Source organism: Paenibacillus sp. LjRoot56 (assembly GCF_964253335.1).
GTDB lineage: Bacteria > Bacillota > Bacilli > Paenibacillales > NBRC-103111 > Paenibacillus_E > Paenibacillus_E allorhizoplanae.
In genome coordinates, this window is sequence record NZ_CAXURV020000002.1 from 1,185,296 (window position 1) to 1,202,171 (window position 16,876).

Annotated in this window: 15 protein-coding genes; 12 read left to right on the forward strand and 3 right to left on the reverse strand. The window is 45.5% G+C overall.

From position 1 onward, the window contains the following. Positions 1-23 precede the first annotated feature (23 nt). The 3 genes from ACSQ8O_RS17730 (at position 24) to ACSQ8O_RS17740 (ending at position 4,511) form a co-directional block, all read left to right on the forward strand. Complete coding sequence (locus ACSQ8O_RS17730; protein ID WP_436242728.1) at positions 24-2,129, forward strand: PAS domain S-box protein; 2,106 nt, start codon at positions 24-26, stop codon at positions 2,127-2,129. Positions 2,130-2,265: 136 nt separating this feature from the next. Then, positions 2,266-3,417 (forward strand): Gfo/Idh/MocA family protein, encoded by a 1,152-nt coding sequence (locus tag ACSQ8O_RS17735; RefSeq protein ID WP_056612422.1) that lies wholly within the window; start codon positions 2,266-2,268, stop codon positions 3,415-3,417. 20 nt (positions 3,418-3,437) lie between these two features. Then, a complete protein-coding gene (locus ACSQ8O_RS17740) occupies positions 3,438-4,511 on the forward strand; it encodes a Gfo/Idh/MocA family protein (RefSeq protein ID WP_436242729.1) in 1,074 nt (357 codons plus the stop codon). Here the strand turns inward: ACSQ8O_RS17740 and ACSQ8O_RS17745 are convergent. Then, positions 4,456-5,382 carry a LysR family transcriptional regulator gene (locus ACSQ8O_RS17745; protein WP_436242730.1) on the reverse strand — a complete coding sequence of 309 codons (927 nt, stop codon included), beginning with the start codon at positions 5,380-5,382 and terminating at the stop codon, positions 4,456-4,458. The two genes, ACSQ8O_RS17740 and ACSQ8O_RS17745, sit on opposite strands and share 56 nt — an antisense overlap. Positions 5,383-5,499: 117 nt before the next feature. Here ACSQ8O_RS17745 and ACSQ8O_RS17750 point away from each other — a divergent pair, with 117 nt between their 5' ends. From ACSQ8O_RS17750 to ACSQ8O_RS17765, 4 genes are all read left to right on the forward strand, one after another. Next, the gene (locus ACSQ8O_RS17750; protein WP_436242731.1) at positions 5,500-5,688 is read left to right on the forward strand and encodes a hypothetical protein; all 189 of its coding nucleotides are present in this window, start codon (positions 5,500-5,502) and stop codon (positions 5,686-5,688) included. A 70-nt stretch (positions 5,689-5,758) separates the two neighbouring features. Further along, complete coding sequence (locus ACSQ8O_RS17755) at positions 5,759-7,444, forward strand: DNA repair helicase XPB (RefSeq protein ID WP_056612410.1); 1,686 nt, start codon at positions 5,759-5,761, stop codon at positions 7,442-7,444. A gap of 17 nt (positions 7,445-7,461) precedes the next feature. After that, positions 7,462-9,510: a helicase-associated domain-containing protein gene (locus ACSQ8O_RS17760; RefSeq protein WP_436242732.1), complete on the forward strand. Its 2,049-nt coding sequence runs from the start codon at positions 7,462-7,464 to the stop codon at positions 9,508-9,510. Between the two features lie 51 nt (positions 9,511-9,561). Next, complete coding sequence (locus ACSQ8O_RS17765; RefSeq protein ID WP_436242733.1) at positions 9,562-10,011, forward strand: YlbF family regulator; 450 nt, start codon at positions 9,562-9,564, stop codon at positions 10,009-10,011. A 178-nt stretch (positions 10,012-10,189) separates the two neighbouring features. Here ACSQ8O_RS17765 and ACSQ8O_RS17770 read toward each other — a convergent pair whose 3' ends face one another. Continuing rightward, entirely contained in the window at positions 10,190-11,194 is a 1,005-nt protein-coding gene (locus ACSQ8O_RS17770) for an asparaginase (protein WP_436242734.1), read from the reverse strand. A 47-nt stretch (positions 11,195-11,241) separates the two neighbouring features. On the opposite strand from ACSQ8O_RS17770, the gene ACSQ8O_RS17775 reads away from it, so the two are divergent. The 5 genes from ACSQ8O_RS17775 to galU all read left to right on the forward strand — a co-directional run bounded on the left by ACSQ8O_RS17775 (position 11,242) and on the right by galU (position 15,037). Further along, on the forward strand, positions 11,242-11,505 hold the full coding sequence (locus ACSQ8O_RS17775) for a YlbG family protein (protein ID WP_056612401.1): 264 nt from the start codon (positions 11,242-11,244) through the stop codon (positions 11,503-11,505). Between the two features lie 268 nt (positions 11,506-11,773). Then, positions 11,774-12,211 carry a hypothetical protein gene (locus ACSQ8O_RS17780; RefSeq protein WP_056612399.1) on the forward strand — a complete coding sequence of 146 codons (438 nt, stop codon included), beginning with the start codon at positions 11,774-11,776 and terminating at the stop codon, positions 12,209-12,211. 108 nt (positions 12,212-12,319) lie between these two features. Then, on the forward strand, positions 12,320-13,231 hold the full coding sequence (locus ACSQ8O_RS17785) for a selenium metabolism-associated LysR family transcriptional regulator (protein ID WP_056612395.1): 912 nt from the start codon (positions 12,320-12,322) through the stop codon (positions 13,229-13,231). Between the two features lie 17 nt (positions 13,232-13,248). Beyond that, positions 13,249-14,100 carry a PHP domain-containing protein gene (locus ACSQ8O_RS17790; RefSeq protein ID WP_436242735.1) on the forward strand — a complete coding sequence of 284 codons (852 nt, stop codon included), beginning with the start codon at positions 13,249-13,251 and terminating at the stop codon, positions 14,098-14,100. Positions 14,101-14,158: 58 nt separating this feature from the next. Then, a complete protein-coding gene (gene galU / locus ACSQ8O_RS17795; RefSeq protein ID WP_056612386.1) occupies positions 14,159-15,037 on the forward strand; it encodes a UTP--glucose-1-phosphate uridylyltransferase GalU in 879 nt (292 codons plus the stop codon). A gap of 72 nt (positions 15,038-15,109) precedes the next feature. Here galU and ACSQ8O_RS17800 read toward each other — a convergent pair whose 3' ends face one another. Beyond that, a complete protein-coding gene (locus tag ACSQ8O_RS17800; RefSeq protein WP_436242736.1) occupies positions 15,110-16,873 on the reverse strand; it encodes an Rqc2 family fibronectin-binding protein in 1,764 nt (587 codons plus the stop codon). Between the last annotated feature and the right edge of the window lie 3 nt (positions 16,874-16,876).

Genomic DNA, 16,876 nt, shown 5'->3' on the forward strand with positions numbered 1-16,876 from the left:
GTGAGGGGGTCCGTATAGAATAGATGAGCACGTTTGAAGAAAGCGCTTCCATGGGATTTATCATTCTAGATTCAAACTGGCATTTTATATACGCAAATGACTATGGTGCAAGTATTTTAAACCGATCTCCTGAAGAGCTTCTTGGCAAAATGGCGTGGGCTGAGTTCCCTGCTGCTATTCGGCATGCTTGTTACAGTTATTTTCATCAAGCCCGCAAAAGTGGTAAAGAAACTTCATTCAATGAATATGTAAAGCCATCCAATCAATGGATACATGTTAGTGCCTTTCCCGTTGGTGAGAATTTACATATTGTTATTCGTAAAACAGAGATGCTTGCCAATCATTTTGCTATGGAAAACGATCTCTATCAAAAGTACACAAACTATATTCAAGATCTTATTACATTGACTTCAGAAGATGGCATTCTGCTGTATGTTTCGCCCTCGGTAAAAAACCTTCTTGGATTTGAGCTGGAGGATATGTACGGTGCAAGCGTATTAGCTTTTTGTCACCCGGAAGATATCGATGGGCTGAAGAGCATTTTTATCAATGAAAAAGAGTGTGCTGCGAATGATCAAGGAATTGTAACCTGTCGTTTCCTTCACAAAAAGGGTTGGTATGTTTGGTTGGAGAATAGTTTCAAGTGGCTATTGGACAAGCAAGGTAAACGTACTCAGAATTTAGGGATTTGGCGTGATATATCAGAACGTAAGATTGTTGAAGATCGGTTCATACAGGCACAACGTTTAGGTCAATTCGGCAGTTTTGAACGAGATTTGGATGAAGATTCGATTACGTGGTCGGTCGAAATGTTTCGAATACATGGGCTAGAACCTGCTTTAAGAATTGATTTATGTAAAGCAATTGAGCCTATTGTCGTAGATGACCGTGAGAAAGTAGCGCTCGCGATTAAGCAAGCAATACTGGTCGGAATGTCAGATATAGAATACAAAATTATTCGACAAGATGGCGATATTCGCCATTTGCGTTCCCAAATCGAGCGAGTGGTTCTAGATGGGGGGCGAATGGCCGTACGTGGATTGGTTCATGATATTACCATTCACAAACGAATTGAGCAGGAGTTGACTCAAAGCAAAGCTAAGTTGGAAATTGCTCAAGAAATAGCAGGCTTGGGCCATTATGAGTGGGATACAATTAATAACATGGTTTATGTATCAGATGAATTGAACGCATTATTTGGTTGCAAAGATGCGGTCCAAACGTTGCCTATTGAGGTACTTCATGAAAGTATCCACCCTGAGGATAGTCTGAAGATGAAGTTGGCAACAAAAAAAGCTTTAAATGAAGGCGCCTTGGATATCATTTTTAGAGTCGTGGTTAGAGGTGATGTGCGAATTTTGCATACTTTAGCTAAGACTACGTATGATGAATGGGGTAGAGCGCTGTGTTTATTTGGCACAGTTCAGGATATTACTGTTCAGAAACAGACGGAGGAACTGCTTCGTAAAACGGAGAAATTACATGTAGCCGGCCAATTGGCAGCTGGTATTGCTCATGAGATTCGCAACCCGTTGACGGCGCTTAAGGGCTTCGTGAAGCTGATGTGCCACGCCAATGAAGAAAGTAAAATGCGCTATTATCAAATCATGCAAGAAGAGTTTAATCGGATTGAGTTGATTCTTGGAGAGCTGCTCATTCTTGCCAAGCCGCAAGCGGTTGCTTACATGCCGCATGATCCTGTAACAATACTTGAAGAAGTGATACAGCTTTTAAATACAGAAGCCATTATGAATAATGTTGAAATTATGTTGATTGCCAATACGATTCTTTCATCTGTCAATTGTGAGCGGAATCAAATCAAGCAAGTTTTTGTCAACGTGATCAAAAATGCGATTGAAGCGATGCCATCTGGCGGTATATTGACCATCACGGCACACAATCAAGCTAACGGGGTCAACCTGCAGTTTGTGGATCAAGGCCAAGGCATTTCAGAGGACAGACTGCCTCGGATAGGTGAACCCTTTTATACGACAAAGGAAAAAGGGACAGGGCTTGGTATGATGGTGAGTTTTACAATCATTGAAGAGCACCACGGTGTGATCCGATATCAAAGTAAGCTAGGTGTTGGAACGACGGTCAGTATTCAATTACCGGCATCTGTACAGTAAACTTGGTCCCAATCGTGTGTAACTGTCAAAGTTCGCAATAAGGTAGTCAATCTGCGACAAGATGCCTCCTCTTAAATATGCTAAAGTGAAAACGTGCTTAATAATTGTGAATCTGACAAGAAAAAGGTGACGTACAGTGGAGAAAGTAAGGATTGGTATCGTTGGTCTAGGTAACATGGGAACTGGACATGCCAAATATTTAGTGAAAAATGAAGTCAAGGGCGGCGTTCTTACCGCTATTTGTGAACCGCGAGCAGATCGTCTAGAGTGGGCAAAGGAAAATCTTGGTGAAGGTGTCAAGCTATTTGACAATCTTGATGATTTTCTGGCTTCTGGCTTAATTGATGGGGTTTTGATCGCAACGCCTCACTATGATCACCCTGAAACAGCTGTACGCGCTTTCCAAGCAGGCCTGCATGTTATTTGTGAAAAGCCGGCTGGCGTGTATACCAAACAAGTGCGTCAAATGAATGAAGCAGCAGAAGCTTCAGGTAAAGTATTCAGCATGATGTACAATCAACGTACAAATCCTCTATATAAAAAATTAAAGGATCTGGTTTCTTCTGGTGAACTAGGTGAGATTCGCAGAACGAACTGGATTATTACCAATTGGTATAGATCACAAAGCTATTACGATTCAGGCGGCTGGCGTGCAACTTGGGCTGGAGAAGGCGGCGGTGTACTTATTAACCAAGATCCGCATCAACTGGACCTATGGCAGTGGACGATTGATATGATGCCGAAGCGTGTTCGTGCATTCTGTTATTTCGGGAAGCACCGCAATATCGAAGTTGAAGATGATGTAACGGCATTCGTTGAGTATGAAAATGGCGCAACAGGATTGTTCGTGACGACAACTGGTGAAGCACCAGGGACGAATCGTTTCGAGTTGTCCGGCGACCGCGGTAAAATTGTCGTTGAAGATGGCAAATTGACGTTCTGGCGTTTGCGCGTTTCCGAAAGAGAATTTAATGAAACGTACAAGGGTGGCTTTGGTCAACCGGAATGTTGGAAATGTGAAATCCCAGTTGAAGGTACAGAAACAGGCCACATGGGGATCACACAGAACTTTGTTGATGCCATTCTTCATGGCACACCATTGATTGCTCCAGGAGCAGAAGGCATTAAAGGCTTAATGATTTCCAATGCGATCATGCTCTCAACATTCACAGACAACTGGGTTGATTTGCCGATCGATGAAGATCTTTTTGAACAGCATTTGCAAGAGAAAATCAAAAATTCCAAATCAAGTAAAGAAGCAGGCTCCTTTAAAACACTTGATGTCTAAGATCATGGGGGAAATTCAATATGCAAAAAAATGATGGCATGAATTATGCGCCAAAAGGGAAACCGAACCTTGTTGTTCAAAAAGGGGAGTTTACCTTTGCAGTAATTGCGTTGGATCATGGTCATATTTATGGCATGAGTAACGGACTTCTTGAAGCTGGGGCTGAGCTTAAATGGGTGTACGATCAAGACCCGGCGAAAGTAGCGGCATTTGTCGCGAAGTTTCCACAGGCTCAGGTTGCTGGTTCTGAAGAGGAGATTCTTCATGATCCAGAAGTGAAGCTTGTCGCTTCCGCAGCTGTACCTTCAGAGCGTGGTCCTTTAGGGATTCGTGTGATGGAGCATGGCAAGGACTACTTTACTGATAAAACACCATTTACTTCCCTGGACCAGCTTGCTGCTGCGAAGGCTGTAGTTGAAGCTACAGGACGTAAGTATGCTGTTTACTATAGTGAGCGGCTTCATGTGGAAAGTGCGGTTTTCGCAGGTCAGTTGATTGAAGAAGGCGCGATTGGTCGCGTGGTTCAAGTTATTGGCTTAGGACCTCACCGTTTAAATGCCTCAAGCCGTCCGGATTGGTTTTTCGAGAAGGATAAATATGGCGGTATTCTATGTGATATCGGCAGCCATCAAATCGAGCAGTTCCTCTTCTATTCGGGCTGTAAAGATGCGACAGTCGTAAGTAGTAAAGTTGCGAATTATCATGCGAAGGATTATCCAGAGCTTGAGGATTTCGGCGATGCGACACTGATTGGAGATAATGGGGCAACGAATTATTTCCGTGTAGACTGGCTGACACCTAATGGCTTAGGAACATGGGGAGACGGGCGCACATTGATTCTTGGAACTGAGGGTTATATCGAGCTGCGTAAATATATTGATATTGCTCGCGATCCGCAAGGGGATCAATTGTATCTAGTCAACCAACAAGGAGAAAAGCACTACAGTCTGCATGGACAAGTAGGCTTTCCTTTCTTCGGTCAGTTGATTCTGGATTGCATTCATCGTACAGAAAATGCGATGACACAAGCACATACGTTCAAAGCGGCTGAATTGTGCTTGATTGCCCAAGAGAAAGCCGTTCGTGTGGAGTAGTTTCACACATGAGCTGGATGAAGTTTGTCAAGGGTACAGATAATTGTCTTTTGGCATGATAGCATAATTGCACATTCAATTTAAAATTCGGGTAGTTCAGCGGTAATATCGCTAACTGCCCGTTTTGTGTTTCCGTCGTTACGGTCGTTTTTGGCAGTAAGCAAAGACCGAGCCCGTGCATGGCGCATTTCTTGATCGTTTCATAGTTGTTGATCTCATAGGTGAGTGTATACTGCACATTATGCTTACGCAGCATCGTTTCAAATAATTTCCGGCAGCGTCCTCCTGAGATGGACATCAGAATTTCAGCGCCATTGAGATCCTCTGGTACAATAGCCGATTTCGCGGCTAAGGGGTGATCAGGTGCTGCCACAATGACAAATTCCTCTTCCTGTATCGTCTTATAGATTAAATCAGGATCGCTGAGTTCCTTGTCGACGATGAATCCTAAATCGCATTCGCCTGCCTTCAGCGCACGGGACGTATCATTTTCCAATAGTTCATTGATGGTGATTGTAATGTTTGGAAAGCACTTTTTGAAAGCGCCAAGGAACGGCGGCAGCATGTAGGAGAAGAGCGTTGTTTCGTGTGTGCCAATCATAAAGCTTCCTGTCGTCTGACCAGCTACATTGATTTTGGATTCCTCATATAACTTCAAAATTTTCGCTGCATATCGCAGTAAAATGTCCCCCGCAGGCGTCGGTCTCATCTTTTTATCGATGCGTTCGAAGATTTCAACCCCGTATTCGATCTCTAGCTTTTGAATTTGGGAGGTCACACTAGACTGAGCGTATCCCAATTTTTCGGAAGCCTTCGTAAAGTTTTGCCATTTCGCTACTTCGAGCAGTGTTTTATATAAGGTAAGATCCATCTGTATGCACTCCTCAACCATCACTATTTTCGATCGAAACGATCATTTATTATAGATAACTCTGGTACTTCTTGCCATGTTAAAATCAATTCCAACCAAAGGATGGGGGGAATTATCATGTGGAACTTATACGATATAGAGAAAAAATTTGAGGCTCATGTGAAAGATGTTGAAGACCGCGCGAGGAAAGCACATTGGTACACGAAAGAGGAAAAAGTTGGTGTGCGCTCTGGCATAGTTGCAAGTTGGGTATCTGTATTCGCCATCATGATTGTCGGGATTATTGCCATATATGAACTCTTTTGAGATACGTTAGCATGGAGTCCATGTTTAAATCAAGTACTTTCCCTTCATACTAAAGGAAAAAGGAGGGAATATGCGATTGACTATGGATCCTTCAAAGCCTCTGATTGTTCAGAGCGATTTATCTATCCTCCTCGAAACGAATCATCCTGAATTTGACAAGCTTCAAGGTAAGCTGGCTCGCTTTGCAGATCTAGTGAAAAGTCCAGAACATCTTCACACCTATCGGGTTACTCCGCTGTCTTTATGGAATGCAGCTGCAGCAGGCATGGGGTTGGAGGAGATGACAGCTTGCTTGCAGCAGCATGCCAAATTCGGTGTCCCTTCTGCTGTTCTTAGCATGATTCGCAAATATACGAAGCGCTATGGGATTTTACGCATGCTGCATGTGGGGAAGGAACTTTTCTTAGTAAGCGAGGATACCGTCGTATTCAAAGAAATTTGTGCCTATGAATCCTTGCAAAAATATCTCAAGGATGCCCGTGGTGAACGGGCTATTGCCATATCACCTAGCTATCGGGGGATTTTGAAGCAAGAATTAATGAAGCTCGGTTATCCAGTGGAGGATCTAGCTTCCTACCGCAGCGGCGAATTTCTGGAAATTCCTTGGCGTGAGGAAGATCAGATGGATGAGCCGTTCCAACTGCGTGATTATCAAAAGCAAGCCGTAGACGCTTTTCAGCAGGTTGGCCATGGTGGAAGCGGTGTTCTGGTGCTTCCTTGCGGAGCAGGTAAGACGGTAGTGGGGATCGCCGCAATGGCGAAAGCAAGCTGTGCAACACTGATCCTTACCTCGAATGTAACGTCGGTGAAGCAATGGAAGCGCGAAATATTAAGTAAGACAGGTCTAACGAGTGATCAAGTAGGTGAGTACAATGGCACCACGAAGGAGATTAGGCCCATCACCATTGCCACTTATCAAATTCTAACGCACCGCGGGAGCAAAGAGGCTGAATTCTCGCACTTACGGTTATTTAGCGAGAGGGAGTGGGGCCTCATCATTTATGATGAGGTTCACCTTCTGCCTGCCCCCGTTTTTCGTGCGACTGCGGAGATACAAGCCACGCGTAGGCTCGGTTTAACGGCAACGCTAATTAGAGAAGATGGCTTAGAGGGTGACGTTTTCTCATTGGTCGGGCCCAAGAAATATGACATGGCGTGGAAGCAGCTTGAAACGATGGGGTGGCTGGCCAAGGTGACCTGCCAAGAAGTGCGCGTACCTCTATCAATTATGGACCGTGATCGTTACCATGCCTCAGAATCTCGGCACCAGTTCCGGATTGCTGGGGAGAATACAGCGAAGCTTGCGGTCATTGATTATTTGTTGAAGCTCCATCCGGATGAACCGACGTTAATTATCGGTCAATATATTGATCAGCTCGAAGAAATTGCCGTTCATACAGGTGCTCCCATGATATGCGGCAGTATTCCTCACGAACGTCGAGAAGAGCTATATGAGCAATTCAAAAAGGGACAGCTCCCACTGCTCATCGTTTCCAAAGTGGCGAATTTCGCTGTCGACCTCCCAGATGCAGCAATCGCCATTCAGGTTTCGGGAAGTTATGGCTCGAGGCAAGAAGAAGCACAACGACTGGGTCGTATTCTTCGGCCGAAGCGAAATGGTGAGAACACAGCCGTCTTCTATTCACTCGTTAGCGCAGACACGAAAGAACAGGATTTCGCAATGAAGAGGCAGCTTTTTCTTGTAGAGCAAGGCTATCAATATGAGATTACAAGCTGGAATGAAGCGATAAGATGAGGAGGTAGGCTTGGAAAATGAAGTATGAGCATGTGGAAAGGAAAATGCCGGTTTCGTTAAAGGAGTCTATTTTAAGACAACCGTGGTGCTCTGCACTCCGTACGTCAGGGGACTCTTTAGGAGAGATTCTTACGCAGCCTACTCACCTAGCTGAACTCTATCGTCAGCTTTCATCTGATGAGCAGCGTACGCTGCACCTAGTGATGTCGACGTTCGGCTGTCTGCCTTTTACTAGCGAGAGGTTGGAAAAAGAAGCGGTGCTCCAAATGGCTGGTGCTCAAGTCAGTTTGGGGCTATGGGGGCTTCGTCGTTATGGTGTCATTGTTGCTTTCCGTAAATCATGGGGAGAACAGTTGTATACGTTGCCTGAGGATGCATTCTCAGGGTGGCAGAGCCTAGTATTTCCTACCGTATGGCCTACCGGGCAAAATGAGTTAGACGAGTTAAGTGATCTCGATCTCAGCGACCGTATGGCAGATATGGATGAAGGTGTCACTTCGAATCCACGGGGACTCGCGCAGCAATTGTTTCATTGTATGGTCAGCTGTTCGCGACAGTCCGAACTTTCCCTTACGAATAAAGGAACTTTACATAAGAAGCAGTTGCAGAAGATTACAGAACATGTGAGTTTGCCCGCAAGAATCCTCACGCAGTCAGGACTTACTTACGCATTCACGGACGTGTATGATGAGCCTGCTGCGTTGATGCTTGAATTGGGCATACGGATGGGCTTTCTCTATAAAAATGAAGTGGGCAACCGGTTTCTATTCCATCATCGTAATTTCGAGCGTTGGCTTCAAAACCCCTATGAACACCAACAAACTCAATTGTATCGTATTTGGCGGCAGGCATTAATTCCAGCGCCCGTTTGGCTCGAGCATGGAATCTCATTCATGGATAAGGCAACTGACTTACACTGGTACAGTTTTTCGGAGTTGATGAAAGCCATACTCTCTTGCTGCTCGATTGGACATAAACCGATGGACGAGGTGGCTCTTCGTCAGGAGTTGATGGCAGTTTGGATCAGGCCATTGTTTACATTTCGTTTTGTCGAATTGGCAGAAGATCAAGAGGGGGAACTTTGGTTCAGATGGCTGATCAAACCGCGGTTGATTACAGGTGAGGGTTCAGACTTCCACATCGAACGGTGTCTCCGAACCGAGCCCTCGCTCTATGTTCAGCCCGATTTCGAAGTGCTTTTACCGCCCAATGCTTCTCTGCGCTTAGAGTGGGAAGTAGCCGCATTTGCTGACCTGCAGAACGCTGATCTCGTACGTACCTATCGTTTGACCAAAGATAGCTTTGGGCGAGCGTTAGATCACGGTCTGAGGGCCTCAAACGTGATTCAAATTCTGCGAGATCATGCTTATTATCAGGTTCCAGAACAAGTAATCATCACCTTACAGCAGTGGGAGGAACAGAAGGACAAGCTCTACCTAACAGATGTGACACTGCTTCGCTGTCAAACGAATGAGGTAGCTGAAGCTTTGCTTCGGAATGAGAAGTGCCGCAAGCTGCTCGGAGAGCGCATGGGAGAAACTAATTTTATTATTTCACACGCGCATATTAAACATTTGACGAAATGCTTGGAAGCGATGGGGTTCCACCCCAATCAAAGTACAATTCCGAATGTATCGAGTGATGAAGGGCAGGAGATTCCATCATTGTATGAGCCTCAATTAGGTCTCTGTTACTCTAAAGATACGATACAATTATATGAAATTGATCCGTATTTGCCACAGCGGGAGGACTTATATCCAGATATGCAGCAAATTCCCATGAGTTGGATTAAAGAGTTACGCGACTATCATGCCTCTACTCGAAAGGATATGATTCGTAAAGCCATCGAATGGAAAAGTGTACTGCAGTTGAGAAAAGAAGGACGCGACTGCTTCATTATCCCTCGCATGCTGCGCGAAGATCGAACAGGTTGGATTCTGGAGGGGTGGGAAGAATATGAGGAGATTGCTTGGACCAGCGAGGATTGGAAAGAGATGAAGCTCATATTACCAGGAATCAACGATGGATCTGTGAGAGAAAAGGAAGAAACTCTTGGCGAACTGTGATATGATAGAAGTGTTATAGACTTTTTCGCGAGGAAGGATGAGGTTGTCGTAATGTTACAAACAATGGAAACAGAAACACTGGATATGTCGGCTATCCTTATGCAAGCCTACGATATGGGTGATATGATCAATTCTTCTGCGGAAGTTGCAGATTATTTATATTGGAAGACCGAGGTCGCGAACAGCAAAGAAGTGAAAGATTTGCAAGCTGTGTTTGCTAGGAAGAAAGATGCTTTTGAGGAGTGCGAGCGTTTTGGGCATTATCACCCGAGCTATCACGATGCCTTAGCAGCTGTGAATGATGTGCAAGAGAAGCTCCTAGCTGTTGAGGCTGTTCGTAAGTACAAAGAAGCTGAGGATCGCTTGGATGACTTGTTGTTCACCGTTTCAACGACGATTGCTCACGCGGTATCAGATTCGATTAAAGTGCCAAGCAATAACCCCTTGCCAACCGGCAAAGGCTGCAGCTCCGGTGGAAGCTGCAGTGGGAATTGCGGTTAATGTAAGGATTACTTCGTGATCAAAAGGTCCGGTTTTCACCACCAAGAAGATTGAAAGAAGCTAGGAAATGAGGAGCGTAGCGTAGTGTAAGCTACGTGAGCACCGGAATTTCCGGCTGAATGCAATCTTCGATGTCGAATATGCTTCATGGACTACTTCGTGATCAAAAGCGGCGGCCTCACAGGCAGAAATCGGGGCGGATGCGTCCGACCTCGGTTCCTTGCCAGTTGTGAACGGCAGGTGTATGGAACTCCTTGAGCTCACTGACCTCGGTTTCCGAGAGATACCCTAGCTGCTTTAACGCTTCAGTGACTGCGGGATACAAGGCACGAATGTTACCATCTTCTACCTTTAAGACGAAGCCGATGGCTTGCTCAGGTATGGAGAGGGCGAAGATTCCTTCAGCGCCCATTTTGCCTATGACTCGACCATTTGTAACCTCGATTAATCGCGTATCGAAGCGGTCGCTTCCTGCGAGGAATTGAGGATATTTTCGCACAGCATTGACAATTCTCTGGCAAGCGTTTGCACGCTCTGCAGATAGTCCTTGGGGGCTGCCCAATCGGGCAAAAGCGAGCGCGAGATGGTTGATCGGCATCCCAAACACGGGGACGCCACAGCCGTCAATTCCGAGCTCCATTTGCTCTTTAGGCACATCTGACATGGCGCTCACAGCATCTAACATTAACACCTGAACAGGATGATCCGGGCTCATATAGGTGTCTGGTGAAGCGCCAAGATGGCTGCTTAAGGATAGCATACCCGAATGTTTGCCCGAGCAATTGTTGTGCAAAGTTGACGGGGACTCTCCCCGTTCACGCATCGCTTGTGCAGTTGGCGCATGGTACGGCTCATGCGCACCGCATTGCAGATGCTTGGCATGATACCCTAGCTTGCCTAGGATGCCGCGGGCCGTGCTTACATGCTCAGCTTCCCCATTGTGGGAAGCGCAGCATAAGGCAATTTCGGCCTCTGTCAGGCCGAAATGATCAGCCGCGCCGGATTCAATGACCGGCAAGGCTTGAATCAGCTTCGCTGTCGAACGGGCGAAGGTGAGCAGGTGTGGATCGCCTGCACCGTGCAGGAGCGTTCCTTGGTTATCGACAACAGCAAGGTGGATGCGATGTATGCTTTCTGTTATATGTCCGCGAGACACGCGGACAATAGTGTCTGATGGCTTCATGTTGTGAGATCACTCCATACTAGGATTATTGAAAAGAGGTTGCAATCATGATGATTGAGCGAAGCGGATTAATCATTTGGGTAAACGATATTAAAGCCGCCAGGAATTTGGAGCGGTTCGGTTCCCTTCATTACATATCCAAGAAAATGAATTATGCAGTTCTTTATATACATGCCAGCAAATTGGAAGAGACCACACGCAGCCTACTCAAGTTACCTTACGTCAAGAAGGTAGAGAAATCATATCGTAATGAAATTAAAACAGAGTATAGTAGTGACGTTCCTGACAAAACTAGATTTTACACGCTTTGAGGCTACAGTGCAAAATGAAAGCTTCGTGAGAAGCTTTTTTCTTTTTTTTCTCATTATATGGACCTTGGTCAGTCTTGTTTGAATGACTTTGTTAGAAGTTTTCTCAATTTTCCGAAAATTAGGCATAGTTTGTTGTCTTCATAAATACTTATTAATAATTTTATATATTCTTCCATGGGAAAAAAAGTTATAATACAGTAAAATATAACTTACAGAACTTCAGGGAGTAGGTATTGAGTCCCATTTAAATAGGAAAGGGGATGTGATCATGAAAGATAAGGTTATGGGGAGATGGAGTACTTACGAACCATTCTTCGTACAGCTAGGTGATAAGAAAGTGGCGGATATCGTGATCACGAATCATGCTAAGCTGAGATGGAGCGATCGTATTTCTAGCGATAACAATTCACTTGAGGAAATCTGCGCGTTTCTTTGGGAGAAGCTTAAAAATGATAGCATGGTCCCTTATTATCGGAACGAAGAAGACGTCTATCTGATTGATGATGATTTGGTGGTTGTGGCCGAATTCTCACATTTGGAGCATGAGACGGATCTTGTAGGCAATCCTCTGCACAAAATGATCATCGTTACCTTTCTTGGCAAAATGTCAGAGACCATGGAGCTGCGCGATTTGAAATCGTACTATTCCTGGTTGAGACACTCTCGTCGTATGACCTTAATCAAGAATAGTCGCAAGCGGCGCTAATCATGTCATTGAGCAGAGTATGTCTGGGGCAGACATACTCTTTTTTGTCGTCTTGATGGACTGTACGGGTTCGATTTCATATAATGAAGCAAAGAGAGGCGGTATATCATGGCACTTAATTTTCATCAATTACACATTTTCTATACCGTAGCGGAAAAAGGCAGTTTCTCACATGCAGCCGGTGCGTTACATATGACACAGCCTGCCGTGACGATGCAGGTACAGTCACTTGAAGATTACTTTGGCGTGAAACTCTTTCATCGCAGCACCAAGAAGATCGAACTGTCCGAGGCGGGACGAGCTTTGCTGCCATTTGCCAAAAATAGCATTGAACTTATTCGAGACACCGATGTTGCAATGTCGAAATTTACAATGATGATTGAAGGGCGGCTTCAGTTAGGTGCCAGCTTAACGATGGGGGAGTACATTTTACCGCGGCTTCTTGGCCCCTTCAGCAAGGATTACCCGAACATCTCTGTTTCAATGAAAGTAATGAATACGGCACAAATCTTGGATGAAGTGCTTAGTCATCAACTCAATTTCGGCCTTGTTGAGGCACCTATTCATCACCCGGATGTTCATACCGAACCAATTCTTAGCGATGAGCTGAAACTAATTGTCCCTTCGGATCATCCGCTAGCAGATGCCCCGGTTGTTACGTTGGAAGAATTATTGAAGTATCCGTTTGTTCTGCGTGAACAGGGCTCAGGTACTCGAAGAGTTATGGAGGAGGAATTCGCTCGCTGCAACATGGATTGCTCCTCGATGAAGATTGTAATGGAGCTTGGAAGCACAGGTGCCATCAAATCGGCTGTTGAAGCGGGATTAGGGATTTCTATCCTTTCGCAATCGTCCGTGAAGCATGAGGTAACGCTAGGTCTATTTAAAGTGAAGAAAATCGAAAATATCGTGTTTGAGCGCAGCTTTTATGCGATTTATTTAAACTCGACCTTGCTGCCCATTTCGGCCGTAAGCTTCATGACTTTCTTGAGACAAGAAGATTTAAGTCGTTTTCTATAAGAAGGACGGGGGATTCAATGGAAGCAGATTTACATTCACATACAACAGCTTCAGACGGGACGCAGTCGCCGAGAGCCAATGTCGTTATGGCGCTAGAAGCAGGATTAGGTGCCATTGCGATTACCGATCATGATACCATTTCGGGAGTAGCGGAGGCTCTTGCGGCAGGCTTGGAATTGGGCATTGTCGTTGTTCCTGGGGTAGAAATCTCAACGGTTGCTGGTGGTCAGGACATTCATATTCTGGGTTATTACATGAACATTGCCGATGAACAATTTCTACAACGCTTGTCGTCTTTGCGTGAAACAAGGGATACACGCAATGAGATGATCGTTGCACGACTGCAGGAGCTTGGTATCGACATTACGATGGAGGAAGTTCTCAAAGAAGTTGCGAATGTGAAGCGCAAAGGTGATACGGTAGGGCGACCGCATATTGCTGCTGTGCTCGTGAATAAAGGCTATGTAAGTACAATCACGGAAGCTTTCGATCGTTATTTGGCTACTGGAGCGGCGGCTTACGCCAATCCACCTCGCATTGAGCCGGCTACGGCGATAACGTGGATTCATGAGGCTGGGGGCAAAGCGGTGCTTGCACACCCCGGTATTTATCACGATGATGCTCTAGTAGAGGTCATTACTTCACAAGGAATAGATGGCATTGAAGTGTATCATGCCGATCATTCGCCAGAAGATGAGGAAAGATATAGACTTCTTGCAGAGCGTAATGGGTTGCTGATTACGGCAGGCTCTGATTTCCATGGCGTACGTGGTGATACGGCTTTCCACGGGGCCATCGGTTCGAAACGCATCGGCATGGATGTCGTGGAACTTTTAAAGTCAAGCGCATGCTTCCGAAGCGAGTTTTGAGGTTGCCATTTTACACTTCGCTTGCACGGGTTACTCAAAACTTTTAGGAGGATCTTTCATGAAAAAAATTCGGAAAGCCATTATTCCCGCGGCAGGACTAGGTACACGTTTCTTGCCCGCAACCAAAGCGCAGCCCAAGGAAATGCTGCCCATCGTTGACAAACCAGCGATTCAGTACATTGTAGAAGAAGCGATTGAGTCCGGCATTGAGGATATAATCATCGTTACTGGGCGTAACAAACGCGCGATCGAGGATCATTTTGATAAATCCGTAGAACTTGAGATGATGCTTGAAGAAAAAGGGAGCACTCAGCTGCTGGAGATTGTGAAATCGGTGTCTAATCTAGCGGATGTTCATTACATTCGTCAGAAGCAGCCGCTTGGCTTGGGTCACGCTATTCTCTGCGCGCGCAAATTTATTGGAGATGAGCCATTCGCTGTATTACTTGGGGATGATATTCTTCAATCTTCTCCGCCAGGGCTTAAACAGATGATGGATATTTATGAGCAGACGGAAACCTCCGTCATCGCGGTTCAAGAGGTGCCTTGGGCTGATGTTAGCAAATATGGGATCGTTTCTCCTGCGACGAGTTACGAGAACTATCGCTTGATCGAGGATCTGGTAGAGAAGCCTGATCGTGATCAAGCGCCTTCGAATTTAGCAGTAATTGGCCGTTATATCATTATGCCGGAAATTTTCCGCATTTTGGAGCGTCAAGAGCCTGGCCGCGGCGGCGAAATTCAATTAACGGATGCACTGCGTGTGCTGAACAAGGAACAGCAGATGGCGGCTTACCTGATGCAAGCGAAGCGCTACGACGTTGGGGACAAGCTGGGGTATATTGAAGCAACCATTGAACTCGCCTTACAGCGTCCGGATTTGCAAGAACAAGTAAAGGCTTATTTACTATCATTAATTAAGCAATGGGACTTGTAGCAGTGGTGATTTACCTAGAAAATAGAAAAACCTATCGAGAAAATTATTCTCTTGATAGGTTTTTTTGTATGTCTATTTAATGGTCACTTTCAATCGCTTGATTTCTTCTTCTTCCGGGGTCACATAAAGTGTCTTCTGATTCACATAAATGACAAAGCCAGGCTTCGAGCCGTTTGGTTTATGGACATGTTTGATAGTTGTATAATCCACAGGAACTTGACTGGAGTTTTTGGCTTGACTGAAGTAAGCAGCTAGCTGCGCGGCTTCAAGTAAGGTGGTGTCGCTGAACTCACCGCGAATGACGACGTGGGAGCCAGGAATATCCTTGGTGTGCAACCATGTATCCATAGAAGAAGCAAGACGATTCGTCAGATATTCGTTTTGCGTATTATTCTTCCCAACATAGATAGGAACACCTTCGCTGGATTCGTAGCAGGCTAGAGCTGGTTTGTCTTTTTTCTTTTTCTTACGCTGCTTTTTGTTGCGGTCGCGCACGTAGCCTTGCTCCATAAGCTCATCACGAATTTCTTCAATATCCGGCAAGGAGGCAACACTCAACTGCTGCAGTAGCGTCGAGAGATAGGTGATCTCTTGATGCGTTTGGGCAATTTGCTCCTCGACGATTACCGTACTATTTTTCAATTTACTATATTTCTTAAAATAGCGCTGAGCGTTTTCCGCCGGGCCAAGAAGCGGGTCCAATGTGATGGTGATCATTGCCTGATCTTCATCGTAGTAATTTATGGCTTGGACTTCTTTGTCGCCTTTCTTGATCGTATGAAGCGAGGCGGTTAACAGCTCTCCGAGAATGCGATATCTATCCGCGTCCTTGGAGTCTTCGATCGTATCCTGGAGCTTTTCCAGTTTTTTTACATTTTTATTGACTTCATTTTGTAAAAATTTCAATAAATCAGATACACGTTGTTTAACCGTATCTCTTTCCGCTTTGTCGCCATAGAATTGCTCCAAACACAAGCTTGGCGTAGCGTATGATTTCGACGTGCCTTTGATATGCGTAAGTGGTGTCATCGCGAAGAACAGCTTGCCTGTCGGTTCTTGCTCTACAATGACAGGTTCATAGCGATCCTCGCGCATCGCGGTCATGACTTCACTGAACGCCTGCCAAAGCGATGTGGTTTCGACTTCCGTTTTTCCTTGCATACTCCGATATACGATTTCCTTGGCGATCAGTGGACTGAGTCCGCTGAATGCAGCAACCAGCTGCTGCTCAGGTTTAATTGGCGATGGAGATACGGAAACCTCATCTGACGACGCTGTCCGCTCTAAGGCTTGGAAGAATGCTGTGCTATCAACCTCAAGTGGATTTTGTTTATCCTGTTCAGGCGGTGTTACATATGTACTCCCCGGCATGACTACCCGATAAGAACTGATAGCTGGCGTCACATGATGGATCCCATCTAGAATCGTTCCTGTAGCTGGATCAAGCAAAATGATATTGCTGTGACGTCCCATGATTTCCACAATAATATGCTTGAGGGATATATCTCCTAATTCGTCACGATGACGAATCTGCAAACGAATGACACGTTCCATACCGATTTGTTCCACGACCTCAATGACGCCACCTTCACAATATTTGCGAAGCAGCATACAGAACATCGGAGCATCCATCGGATTCATGGTAACTTGCTCTGTCGTTTGGACGCGTGGATACGTAGGGTTGGCGGAAAGGAGCAGCTTCACGTTCTGCCTTTGGGTGCGAATTTGAAGTACGACGTCATTTTCGCTCGGTTGGTGAATTTTATTAATGCGGCCTCCTACATACATTTGAAGTTCGTGAACAATTGCATGAAGGACGAGTCCGTCTAAAGCCATGAT